The organism is Streptococcus sp. SM3 (genome assembly GCF_027497875.1).
The window spans coordinates 1-8,877 of record NZ_JAJNSA010000101.1 but is presented as its reverse complement, the minus strand read 5'-3'; the positions used below and the strand labels follow the sequence as shown (position 1 = coordinate 8,877).

At 42.3% G+C, this 8,877-nt stretch carries 10 protein-coding genes and 1 pseudogene; all 11 read right to left on the bottom strand.

Translation table 11 applies throughout. The features are described 5' to 3' along the window. Positions 1-94: pseudogene (locus PAN06_RS11690) on the bottom strand (phosphate ABC transporter permease subunit PstC); the annotation flags it as partial. Next, positions 94-972 (bottom strand): phosphate ABC transporter substrate-binding protein PstS family protein, encoded by an 879-nt coding sequence (locus PAN06_RS11685; RefSeq protein ID WP_020903179.1) that lies wholly within the window; start codon positions 970-972, stop codon positions 94-96. The pseudogene PAN06_RS11690 and the gene PAN06_RS11685, both read right to left, overlap by 1 nt. Before the next feature lie 219 nt (positions 973-1,191). Further along, positions 1,192-2,496 carry an RsmF rRNA methyltransferase first C-terminal domain-containing protein gene (locus PAN06_RS11680; protein WP_269796396.1) on the bottom strand — a complete coding sequence of 435 codons (1,305 nt, stop codon included), beginning with the start codon at positions 2,494-2,496 and terminating at the stop codon, positions 1,192-1,194. After that, the gene (locus PAN06_RS11675; RefSeq protein ID WP_269796395.1) at positions 2,497-3,270 is read right to left on the bottom strand and encodes an inositol monophosphatase family protein; all 774 of its coding nucleotides are present in this window, start codon (positions 3,268-3,270) and stop codon (positions 2,497-2,499) included. Beyond that, complete coding sequence (locus PAN06_RS11670; RefSeq protein ID WP_024057495.1) at positions 3,260-3,538, bottom strand: UPF0223 family protein; 279 nt, start codon at positions 3,536-3,538, stop codon at positions 3,260-3,262. The genes PAN06_RS11675 and PAN06_RS11670 overlap by 11 nt, the downstream gene beginning before the upstream one ends. Further along, the gene (locus tag PAN06_RS11665; protein WP_000631255.1) at positions 3,538-3,939 is read right to left on the bottom strand and encodes a Spx/MgsR family RNA polymerase-binding regulatory protein; all 402 of its coding nucleotides are present in this window, start codon (positions 3,937-3,939) and stop codon (positions 3,538-3,540) included. The genes PAN06_RS11670 and PAN06_RS11665 overlap by 1 nt, the downstream gene beginning before the upstream one ends. Before the next feature lie 211 nt (positions 3,940-4,150). Then, positions 4,151-4,768, bottom strand: coding sequence for a TIGR01906 family membrane protein (locus PAN06_RS11660; protein WP_269796394.1), 618 nt, complete (start codon positions 4,766-4,768; stop codon positions 4,151-4,153). Then, a complete protein-coding gene (locus PAN06_RS11655; protein ID WP_269796393.1) occupies positions 4,758-5,531 on the bottom strand; it encodes a TIGR01457 family HAD-type hydrolase in 774 nt (257 codons plus the stop codon). The genes PAN06_RS11660 and PAN06_RS11655 overlap by 11 nt, the downstream gene beginning before the upstream one ends. 9 nt (positions 5,532-5,540) lie before the next feature. Further along, complete coding sequence (locus PAN06_RS11650; protein ID WP_269796397.1) at positions 5,541-6,278, bottom strand: acyl-[acyl-carrier-protein] thioesterase; 738 nt, start codon at positions 6,276-6,278, stop codon at positions 5,541-5,543. 4 nt (positions 6,279-6,282) lie between these two features. Next, positions 6,283-7,413, bottom strand: a complete 1,131-nt coding sequence (gene hemW / locus PAN06_RS11645; RefSeq protein ID WP_269796392.1) for a radical SAM family heme chaperone HemW — start codon at positions 7,411-7,413, stop codon at positions 6,283-6,285. 175 nt (positions 7,414-7,588) lie between these two features. Continuing rightward, positions 7,589-8,877, bottom strand: a 1,289-nt coding sequence (locus PAN06_RS11640) for an LPXTG cell wall anchor domain-containing protein (protein ID WP_269796391.1), incomplete at its 5' end; no start/stop codon positions are given.

Here is an 8,877-nt window from a genome sequence, read left to right as displayed (position 1 = left end):
ACAGACAGGCAAAGGTCAAGCCTTTTCCTAATTTCTCTAGACGAGAGTTCTTTGAGGGAGAAAGTAATTTTTTAGCTAATTCTTCTTGATTCATTAGTGACTCCCTTCTAGTGCTGTCACCGTTCCTACAGCATCTTTTTCAACCTTCATTTCCTTAACAGAAATATAGCCCATTCCCTTAACGATTCCGCTTTGCGCTTCATCTGAGAGAACAAAGTTAAGAAATTCTGCCACCAATTCATTGGGCTGACCTAGGGTGTACATGTGTTCATAAGACCACAAAGGCCAGTTATTACTTGTAACATTTTCTGCAATCGGCTCATAGCCGTTCAATTTCATGCGTTTCACCGAGTCATCCACATAGGCAAAGGCTAGGTAAGAAATGGCTCCTGGTGTCTGGGAAACAATGTTTTTGACCATCCCATTTGAATCCTGTTCTTGACTCTGCACGGCAGATTGACCATCCATGATAACACTATCAAAGGTTGCACGTGAACCAGAGCTTGCCGCGCGGTTGATAATGGAAATGGCTAGGTCTTTCCCACCGACTTCTTTCCAGTTGGTCACTTGACCTGTGAAGATACTACGGAGTTGTTCAGTTGTCAGATTTTCAACGTCAACTTCCTTATTCACAATCACTGCCAAGCCCGCTACAGCTACCTTGTGGTCCACTAAAGCAGATGCGTTGATACCGTCTTTTTCCTCGGCAAATACGTCTGAATTTCCTACATCAACGGCTCCAGACTGAACCTGAGACAGACCTGTACCAGATCCTCCACCTTGGACGTTGACTGTTTTTCCAACGTGCATAGAGCCAAATTCATCTGCTGCTGCTTCGACCAAGGGCTGAAGAGCCGTTGAGCCAACAGCTGTCATGGATTCCCCACGATCAATCCAGCTAGCACATCCCGCCAAAGAACCTGCCAACAAAAGAGCTGCAAGGGATAAAGCGAGTTTTTTCCTTTTTTTCACTGTTTTTCTCCTTGAAAATAATGGTGAATGCTGTGAATTTTTTCAACTATTTATTTATGTTTTTCTTTTGAAAATTGGGAGCCAACTGAAGTTGCTAGCTTAGTTTTACTAGAAATTTGCTCAGTTGCCTTCTCTGTCAATTTGACTTAAAATGAAAGACAATTTGAAAAAAATCCATACTTCCACTATAACATAGACAAGCTACTTTGACTAGCATTTTCACTTGAATCTGAGGCCTTTTGGAAAATAATTTTTCAAAACATTTCCAGTCACCTTAGCAAAGCCCAGACCATTACCTTGAACCAAAACTTGGTACCAACCATTTGGCAGACTTTCCGCCAGCTGAACGGTTTCTCCAGCCACATACTTTACAAACGCCTCTTGGTCGATTTCAACCGACTGCTTGACCTGACTTGGTTTCAAGGCTAGACCAAGAGCAAAACTAGGCTCAAAGCGTTTCTTCTTAAAGGTACCCAGATGCAGGCCATTCCTAGCAATCTTGAGTTTCCCTAAATCTGGCAAAAGTTCTGGCAAGAGATAGAGTTGGTCTCCAAAAGTCTGCAAGATACCCGGTAGATTAACCTTCAAGTGTTTTTGGGCAAATTCCTGCCACAAAGTAACTTGTTCTCGGCTGAGATTGCTCTTACTTGCCTTACATTTAGGTGCTGTATTTTCTCCTTTAAATTGTAAATGGGCTACAAATTGCCCCTCTCCCTTAAAATGATGAGGATACATCCTAGCCGTTTCTGGCAGGTCAATACCAGCTACCATTCCATTGATATGCTCTACTGGCAGCAAATCAAAATCATACTCTTCCAGCAACCAATTGACAATCTCTTCGTTTTCCTCAGGTGCCCAGGTACAGGTTGAATAAACCAAGTGACCACCTTCTGCTAGCATGGTTACTGCATCTTCCAGAATTTCTCTTTGCAAACTAGCACATTGACTCGGATAATCTAAGCTCCAATAGTCCATAGCATCTGGTTGCTTACGGAACATCCCTTCCCCTGAGCAAGGGGCATCAAGGACAATGAGGTCAAAATAACCTTTAAAAACCTTAGCCAAACGGTCAGCAGATTCATTGGTCACCACGACATTTGTCGCTCCAAAGCGCTCCATGTTTTCTACTAAAATCTTAGCCCGTTTGCTTGAAATTTCATTGGAAACAAGGAGACCCTCCCCTGCTAGATAGGCTGCCAGCTGAGTTGATTTTCCACCCGGTGCAGCAGCCAAATCCAAGACTTTCATACCAGGACTGGGCTGGGCTACCTGAGCAACCATCTGAGCAGCGGGTTCTTGCGAATAAACCAAACCTGTAGCATGCTCAGGCGATTTCCCTGAAACCTTCCCATAATGTCCCCAAGGAGTTTGAGGAATGGCATCAGGAAAGGAAATGGGGGTTTCTTTTAAAGGATTGACCCGAAAAGCCGAAACCGCTTCCTCCTTAAAAGAGGCAAGAAAATCTCTTGCCTCATCTCCTAGTATCTCTTCATATTTTTCAACAAATCCTTCTGGAAATTGCATTTAAGTTCTTTTCCTTTCGTAAATATAGGACTGAATTTCCTCCTGCATCTCAAGAGGTAGCATCATGACCGGTTGTCTGGTTTGAAAATCAGGAGCTTCACCAGAAAGGGTCACCACCAGATAGCCCAGACTTTCCCCTAAAATACTAGCTGCGGCATAATCCCATGGTTGCAGATAAGTAACATAGGTCAACAAACGCCCTGACAAAATCTTGGCAAAACTAATGGCCGCACTCCCATAGACACGTACACCAAGGACCGCTCGTCCCAAATCAGCCAAGCCCCATTCATTGGTTTCCAACATACCACTATTTCCTGCAATGAGAAAATCTCCAAGTGGTTTTGCTTTAAAGGGAGCTAGGAGCTGATCATTTCGGCATACTGGAAACTTACCACCACCGTGATAACAATCCCCTTTGACCACATCATAAATGAGACCAAACTGCCCCTGACCATTTTCAAAATAAGCCATCATAACAGCAAAATCTTCCTGCTGGGCTACAAAGTTATTGGTACCATCAATGGGATCAATGACCCAAACATTGCCCTCTTGAACCGAAGCTCGCAGACAACCTTCTTCAGCACAAATCTTATCATCAGGATAACGGGACAAAATCTCACCAACCAAGAGTTCCTGAACTTCCTTGTCCAGTCTGGTCACCAAATCTGTTGGAGAGGACTTGGTCTCAACACACAAATCTTCTTGCATGTGGTCAAGTATGTACTGGCCCGCCTTCGTGACAAGCTCTTTAGCAAATTCGAATTTACTTTCCAAGAGAAATCTTTCCTTCCCCTTTTTCCTTGGCAGCCTGAACTGCTCGGTAAAGCGAATAGCCACTAACCGTTTCAAATTCTCGTCCCAAACGTTTTTCTTCGCTCTTGCCTGGCACGACTGCTTTGAATCCCTTATAGGAATCCAGTAGCTTTTTAGCCTCTACCTTGCTTTCGTAGGCAGCTTCAACATCATTAAAAAAAGAAAGCACTGAAGCAAGTTCTTCAGTGCTCCACGACAAATCTAGTGGGTAACTATACTGTTTGTTCATTAACTAATACCAGCTCTCATTCTTGCTTCTTTTAGCTCTTGCTTACGATAACTACGAGGGAGAAAAGCACGAATCTCATCTTCATTAAACCCAATCTGCATACGTTTGGCATCGATAATAATCGGACGACGCAAAAGACTAGGATACTGCTCAATCAAATGAAGCAATTCCGATACCGAAATACTCTCTACATCAATATTCAATTTTTGAAAAATTTTTGAACGAGTTGAAATGATGTCATCAGTACCATTTTCGGTCAAGGAAAGAATGTGTTGCAATTCTTTTCTTGTTAAGGGACTGGTCATAATATTGTGTTCCTCAAAGGGAACCTTATGTTTTTCTAACCAGGCCTTTGCCTTACGACATGAAGTACAGCTCGGTGATAGAAATAGTGTAATCATGCTTTTCTCTTCTTATCTATACTTTGCTAGTTCTATTATACAAAAAAATAAAGCGCTTGACTAGAGATTTTTAGAAAAAAAGCCTATTTTTTCAAGAAAAATAGACTGTTTGCGAACGATTGACATCATTCAGAATTAGTTAATTCACTCTCAACGATAGTTTCAAATCACATACCTAATTTATTTATGCAAAATAAGAATATCTTTAGTATTATTTCCCACGACTTTTCAGATAAAGATAGCCAAAGAAGCTCTCATAGAGGGCAAAAAAGAGGAGGAAGGCATGAAGGAAGAATGTCTCTGGTAAAATCAGAATAACAGGATCCTTGGCTGGGTCAAAAAGCCAAGTATCATCTCCCACAAAGAGAATTTGATGGAAAAGAGTAAAGAATTGGTCAAAACCAATCAAAACTCCCCCAAGCCCAATCAGTAAAGGTAAAACCACTAGAGCCAGAAGCCCTTTACTAAATAGAGATAAAAAGCCCTTTTTCACAATCCCTTTGACAAAGAAATAGAAACTTGGCAGTGTCACTAGAGCTACTATCTGAACCAAGTGGAAGAGATTCTTGACCACCGCAAAGTGGTGCAGACCAGCTGCTGACGAACGAAAATCTGGCATCTGCAAGACCTGACTAAAAGGATTGGTCAGATAATTCATCAAAATATGAAAGTTGTATTGAATGGTTTCTGGTTTTAGATAGACCCGATTGGTCAAATTCAGCCACTGAATTTCCAGCGGATAGAAAATCCAAGCCAGATAGATGGTCAGAAGGATTGAGAGGGAGAGGAGAAAGAGCATAGAAGCCCAAAAGGTCAGTTTAGTTTTCATCAAAATCCCACTCCGCAAGGCTAGAAACCACATGAGTCGGTGCGATTGGCAGGTCTGCTACTTCTTCTGCCTTGGTGAAACCTGTCGTCACCAAGAGCGTTGGAATGCCATTGTCAATCCCTGCTCGGATATCAGTTAAATAGTTGTCCCCGACCATAATCAACTCTTCCCGTTCCAAGCCTAAGTGCTCAACTGCCTTATCCATGATGATGGCATTTGGTTTTCCAATATAAACAGGCTTCACTCGTGTTGCTACTTCAAGTAGTGTAATCAGTGAACCAGCACCTGGCAAAAGACCACGTTCCGTCGGGATGTTGAGGTCAGGATTGGTTCCGATAAAGTGAGCTCCCTTTTGGATAGCTAGAGTTGCTGTGGCAAATTTTTCATAGTCCACTTGCCAGTCCAGTCCAACTACCACATAGGCAGGATTTCTCTTGTCTTCCACATAACCAGCCGCCTTGATGGCTTCCTTAAGCCCTGCTTCTCCGATGACATAGACGGTCTTTTCAAGACCCAAGTCGTTCATATAGTCGATAGTCGCCAAAGTCGCTGTGTAGACAGTCGATAGGGGCGTATCGATATTAAAATTCTGAGCCAGCATCTCCTGAACACTCTCTGGAGTGCGGGTTGTATTGTTGGTTACAAAGAGATAGGGGATGTCCCGCTTTTGCAATTCATGAACAAAAGCCTCCCCTGCTGGGATTCGATCTTTCCCCTTATAAATCGTTCCGTCTAAATCAATTAAATAGCCTTTATATTTCATACTTTCTCCCTAATCCTTCTTCATTTCTTGCCAAGTGATGATAGCTTGGGCATTAGTAGCCCCGTCACTTGTAATTTCATGCTTGCTTTCCAGTCCAGTTCGTTCAACAGCCGATGTAATCACCCCACCTGGTCGAACTTCCTTGACATACTTGAGATTGATTTTCTTGGGAATATAGTGGGTCAAAAAGTCCGCTCCCATGACCTCAAAAATCCAATCCAAGTATTTACTGTTATTGACATGGCCATTCATATCCAAGTCGTAAAAACGAACATGGTAATCCTTGCTGATTGGCTCGTCCAAGGACTCATACTTTGGTCCGCGGATGAGCTTTTTATCAAAATCAGACTGGTAAGGAGCCACAATCTCAGGTTCGACAGCATGGACTTTTCGACTGTCGCGGTCCATGAGAACAAAGGTCGCCATCATGTGGATGAGCTCCTGCCCTGCTTCATCATAAATGGTAAAGCGACGGTAGCAAAAGAGTCTATTGTAGCTCAAAGCTTCCGTTTCGATAGTGATTTCTTCCGCAAAACGAGGCAAACGAACCACCTCAATATCGTATTCTGTGATAATCCAGACCAGATTATAGTCTTCCAAAATAGTCTTATCACTAACTCCCAACTCAATCGACTGCATCCCTGAAACTTGCAGAGACAGCAAAATCACATCTGGAAGTTTGATATGACCGTTCATATCAGCCATATCAAAAGGAATTTTCATTTTCATTTGATAAGTTAAGCCCATCATCCTACTCCAAAATAAATCGTTCTGCTACGGTGTCTCCCAAAAAGAGACCTCTTTTTGTCATGCGCACGCGATCACCGTCTATTTGCATGAGACCTTGTTGAACCAAGTCCTTGACAATTTCTCCATAAAGTCCATCAAAAGACCGTCCAAATTTTTCCTCAAATCGCGCCATGGAGACTCCTGATTTCTTGCGGAGGCCCAAGAACATTTCCTCTTCCATTTGTTCCTTTTGACTCAGGTGTTCTTCTGTGATCCGAGCATTGCCTTCCTCAACTGCACTGAGATAATGACGAATCGGACCATGATTTTTATAGCGCACTCCATTGACATACCCAGATGCCCCAGCACCGATACCATAGTATTCAGCATTGTCCCAGTACATGAGATTGTGGCGACTTTCAAAACTGGGTTTGGAAAAATTGGAAATCTCATAATGCTCAAAACCAGCTCGCTCCAGCTCTGCAATGATGTACTCAAACATCTCAGCTTCCAGTTCCTCCTTAGGCAGAGGCAATTTCCCTCGTCGCATGCGGTTCATAAAGACCGTATGGTTTTCTAAAATCAAGCTATAGAGACTCATGTGGGGAATATCCAGTCCAATGGCCTTAGCCACATTTTCCTTGACCTGCTCCATGGTCTGACCAGGCAGTGCATAAATCAAATCAATAGAGATATTGTCAAAACCAGCCAGTTTCAGACGGTCGATATTTTCATAAATATCCTTCTCCAAATGACTGCGCCCAATCTTTTTCAGCATCTTGTCATCAAAGGTCTGTACGCCTAGCGAAACACGATTGACAGCCGAGTTCTTCAACACAGCTATCTTATCCGCATCCAAGTCACCTGGATTGGCTTCAATGGTCAACTCCTCCAAGACAGACAAGTCCAAGTTTTTAGTCAAGCCCTTCAATAACACCTCCAGTTGAGAAGCTGACAAAGCTGTCGGTGTGCCACCACCGATATAGAGGGTTCTCAACTTTTGAATATCATAAGAACGAAACTCTTCCAGCAAATGTTCCAAATAACTATCTACCGGCTGATTCTTGATAAAAACTTTTGAAAAGTCACAATAATAACAAATCTGGGTACAAAACGGGATGTGCACATAGGCTGAGGTTGGTTTTTTCTGCATAGTACTTATTATACCACAAAAGCGAACAATACTTAGAATTCCGTTTAACAAAATCCTAGCATTGTTCGCTTTCTTTATCTAAACATTCTTTGTATTTTATGACTAACACGATTCCCAGAACTAATCTAGTTTGTCCTTACAATACAAAAGAATGAATGTTCATTTGACTAATTTTTTAGTCTTCTTTTTTCTTTCCAAGAGCAAGTCCGAGACCCCCTAGCATACCAAGAAGTCCTAGAGATGCAAGAGCTGTATTTGACTCTGTTCCTGTATTTGGCAATACATTTTGAGAATCATTTGATTTAGCTTCATTGTCAACAGTAGTCTGAGGATCTACCTGATCTACATTTGGAGTTGCTGGTGTGACTTTACCTGGTGTTACCTTAGCTGGAGTTGTTACATTAGGAACTTCAACAGCTGGTTTATCTGGTTCTGTAATCTTACCTGTACCTGGAACTTTACCTTCTGGTAATTCGCTGTTTGGTACTTTACCTTTACCGTCTTCACCGATTGTAACAGTGATTGGGTTACCATCTTTACCTGGGATTTCTACCTTAGTTCCTGGTGGATATGTTGAGCCATCTGGTTTCTTAGGTGTTACTGTAACGTCACCTGTCTTAGGATCTTGTTCAACATCTATTGTTGGTGTCTTACGAGATGGTGTTGTTACATCCACTGGTTGTGATGGTTTCTTGTTCGGTTCGGTTACTGTTCCTGTACCTGGAATATCTGTCTTAGGAAGATTGTCATTTGGTACTTCACCTGAGCCATTGTCGCCAATTGTTACTGTGATTGTGTTTCCATCTTCACCTGGAATTTCTACCTTAGTTCCTGGTGGGTATGTTGAGCCATCTGGTTTCTTAGGTGTTACAATCGCATTTCCATTTGGTTTCTGAGTAATTTCAATCTTACCTGGTTTTTCAGTTACTGGTGTTTCTGGTGTTATCTTAGCTGGAGTTTCTACTGGAACTTCCACAGCTGGTTTACCTGGTTCAATAATCTTACCTGTACCTGGAACTTTACCTTCTGGTAATTCACTATTTGGAACTTTACCTTTTCCGTCTTCACCGATAGTAACAGTGATTGGGTTACCATCTTTACCTGGGATTTCTACCTTAGTTCCTGGTGGATATGTTCCTCCTCCTGGTCTCTTCGGTGTTACTGTAACATCACCTGTCTTAGGGTCTTGTTCAACATCTAATGTTGGTGTCTTACGTGCCGGGGTTGTTACATCCACTGGTTTCGATGGGTTCTTATTAGGTTCTGTTACTGTTCCTGTACCTGGCAAGTCTCCTTTTGGAAGATTGTCATTTGGTACTTCACCTGATCCATTGTCACCAATTGTTACTGTGATTGTAATTGGGTTACCATCTTTATCTTCACCTGGAATTTCTACCTTAGTTCCTGGTGGATATGTTGAGCCATCTGGTTTCTTAGGCGTTACAATCGCATCTCCATTTGGTT

Coding starts and splice junctions, on each gene's coding strand:
- PAN06_RS11680 (WP_269796396.1), bottom strand. CDS start 2,496: ATGCAATTTCCAGAAGGATTTGTTGAAAAATATGAAGAGATACTAGGA.
- PAN06_RS11670 (WP_024057495.1), bottom strand. CDS start 3,538: ATGAACAAACAGTATAGTTACCCACTAGATTTGTCGTGGAGCACTGAA.
- PAN06_RS11665 (WP_000631255.1), bottom strand. CDS start 3,939: ATGATTACACTATTTCTATCACCGAGCTGTACTTCATGTCGTAAGGCA.
- PAN06_RS11660 (WP_269796394.1), bottom strand. CDS start 4,768: ATGAAAACTAAACTGACCTTTTGGGCTTCTATGCTCTTTCTCCTCTCC.
- PAN06_RS11655 (WP_269796393.1), bottom strand. CDS start 5,531: ATGAAATATAAAGGCTATTTAATTGATTTAGACGGAACGATTTATAAG.
- PAN06_RS11650 (WP_269796397.1), bottom strand. CDS start 6,278: ATGGGCTTAACTTATCAAATGAAAATGAAAATTCCTTTTGATATGGCT.
- hemW (WP_269796392.1), bottom strand. CDS start 7,413: ATGCAGAAAAAACCAACCTCAGCCTATGTGCACATCCCGTTTTGTACC.